The organism is uncultured Fretibacterium sp. (assembly GCF_938040765.1).
Lineage (GTDB): Bacteria > Synergistota > Synergistia > Synergistales > Aminobacteriaceae > CAJPSE01.
Genome location: NZ_CALIAA010000283.1, coordinates 1 through 2,576 on the forward strand (window position 1 = coordinate 1; position 2,576 = coordinate 2,576).

Annotated in this window: 2 protein-coding genes; both read left to right on the forward strand. The window is 60.6% G+C overall.

Going from position 1 to position 2,576, the window contains the following annotated elements; all coding sequences use genetic code 11:
• The first annotated feature begins 56 nt into the window (after window positions 1-56).
• Entirely contained in the window at window positions 57-353 is a 297-nt protein-coding gene (locus Q0176_RS09985; RefSeq protein WP_299302343.1) for a hypothetical protein, read from the forward strand.
• Between the two features lie 566 nt (window positions 354-919).
• Window positions 920-2,371: a TolC family protein gene (locus Q0176_RS09990; protein ID WP_299302346.1), complete on the forward strand. Its 1,452-nt coding sequence runs from the start codon at window positions 920-922 to the stop codon at window positions 2,369-2,371.
• The last annotated feature ends 205 nt before the right edge of the window (window positions 2,372-2,576 follow it).

Genomic DNA, 2,576 nt, shown 5'->3' on the forward strand with positions numbered 1-2,576 from the left:
CAATATAAAATGGGAGGAAGCATTTGATCCCACGAATTCGGAAAGGAGAGATTCGTATGTCGGAGAATGGAGCGAGTCAGGCGGGGGGAACGGAGAAGGGGCAGACCGTGATCGTGGTGCAGGGGCAGAGCAGCGCTCTTGGAATATGCAGCATCATTTGCAGCGTCATCAGCATCTTTTTTATTGCGCTCCTTTTCGCTCCCCTGGGGATCCTGCTGGGGATCATCGCAGTCGCCAAGAAGCAGACGGCTCTGGGTGTCATCAGCATCATTATTGCCGTTGTATCCCTGTTGATGTCCCCATCGTTCCAGCTGCTTCTTCTTGGAATGGGGATTCGCATGGGCATGCGCTGAGAGCGAGGAAGGGGCATGAACTCTTCAGCCGTCCCCTGACCCCCAACCGACTCCGAAACCCAATCCCCGGACGAGTAAGGACAAAAGCGGCGCGGATGCGATGCGGGCCTTTTGGGAAACGCCCGGGCTGGCCCTTTTGCTGACGGCTTCGCTCCTCCTGCGGCGCAGATAGCCCCCTGAAAACCTGATCCCTCCCATGCGAAGGAGCGGCCCCTGTTCCCGGGGCCGCTCCTCTTGCTTCATGCTCTCGATCCCGGCGACGGAAAGGCCCGTGGCGATGCCGATATTCCGGACCTCCAGCCTCATCCGGAGCAACTTTCGTGCCGGGACATGGGATCCCCTCCTTCCAAATTCTTTAAGAACCCGTGATACTCCTCCCCGTTATCCCTGTTTTTCATAAGGGCTGCAGGCCTGCTCATACCGCCACGATTCCCGGCCTGTTGCTTGTAGTATAATCGTAAAATACCGTTCGGAGGGGATGTGGCTTCGAATGGCGCGTTTCGGCGGCCTTCCGGGGCTGAGGGGATCGGGTCCGTATTGATTTTTCGATTGTCGAGGTGGCCGATTTGAGACGTTTGTGTGGGTTCGTTTTGTCGCTGTCGTTGGCGGTGGGGGGCTGGACGGGGTCGGCGGAGGCTTCCGGTGCGCTGAGGCTCGATGAATATCTGCGACAGGTCCTTCAGGCGAATCACTCCCTGCAGGCGGGCATAAAGTCCGTCGAGGCGGCGTACTACGCCGTGCTGAGCGGCGTGGCGGGGCAGCGTCCTCAGGCCGCCGTCTCGGCATCGGGGTCCTGGCTCTCGGGGCAGAGCTCGATGGGGGGGAAGGAGTCCAACGTCACCGCCGGCAGCCTGACTCTGGGACTGACCCAACGCATCGATATTTCGGGGAGCTATTCCCTGGACGAACGTCAGCGCATCCTGGGCTATGAGGAGCAGCGCGCTCAGTTCGACGCGAACCTCAATACGCTGATCGCCACGGCGGAGGAGACCTGGTGGTCGGCCGTCCTCGCGCGGGAGAACGTTGCGCTGCAGAAGGACATCCTGCGTCAGCGCTCGGAGAACCTGAGGGTGACGACGGAAAAATTCCGCCAGCAGCTGGTCCCCAAGCTGGATGTCGTTCGCGCCGAGGCCCAGGTGGTCGAGGCGGAAAGCCTGGTCAAGGAGTCCGAGACGGCCTACCTCAACCTGCTGGCCAATCTCTCCTATATCGCGGGGGGGATGGAGGTCGTCCCGATGGAGGAGACGCTCCACGTCCCCGTCTTTGACGTGACTCCCGGCATTCAGAAGGCTCTGGAGGCCCGACCGGACGTTCGGGCGGCCCGTCTGGCGGTGGAGAGGGCCCGCGTCGTCGAGAAGCTGAAGGGAAAGGGAATGGCTCCTACCCTCGACTTCGGAGCGCAGTGGACGGCCTGGGCGGATCCGAAGCTCTCGGCAACCCCGCAGGACGGGGAGGCGATGGCGTCCCTGAGGCTGAACATTCCTATCGTCGATGGGAATCGGACAAAATATGACGTGCTGAACGCGAACAGGACGGTCGAGGCGGCGGAGCACAGCCTGGCGTCCCTCGAGGAGCAGACGCGCCGTGACTTGGCCGTGGCGATGAACGCCTGGAAGAACGCCTCCGTTGCGGAGATGGATAAAAAACGCCAGGTGGAGCGCGCGGAGGAGGAGCTCCGCATCACGGAGCTGATGTACTCGGAGGGCATGGGGGCGCAGATCGACCTCATCAACGCCCAGACGGCGTATCAGGGGGTGCGCACCCAGTACCTCAATTCCGTCAAGGAGATGTATGTCGCCCTGGTGCAGCTGCGCCGCGCGATCGGCGACTATTCCCCCGACGAGAGCGGCGATTGGCGTGAGGCCGTGGTCCGCTACGGCAAGGGGCGCCCCGTCAGCGGGGAGGTTGCCCGGAAGACGCTGCGGGATCAGCGGAACAAAGGGGCCAAGGCGACCGACAGCGCCTTGGAGAAGAAGCACTCGGACGCGCCGAAGAAAAAATCAAAGAAGAAAAAATGAATAAAAAGTAGTTTTTTGCAAGGGGAGGAGAGAGGTTTTCTCTCCCCCTTGCCTTTCCGATTTATCCCGGGGTCCCGTCATGTTATACTAACGCCGCTCTTGGGGGGGCGTCGTTCCGTGCCGAATATGCAGCGTGATGGGTTTCAGAGAGCTGGCGAGAGGCTTTTTCTCTTGCTTTTTTGTTTTTTTAGGGGTTTTGAAAAAC

Excerpts from the sequence above, each read along its gene's own strand:
- Q0176_RS09985 (WP_299302343.1), top strand. The coding sequence starts at position 57 with ATGTCGGAGAATGGAGCGAGTCAGGCGGGGGGAACGGAGAAGGGGCAG.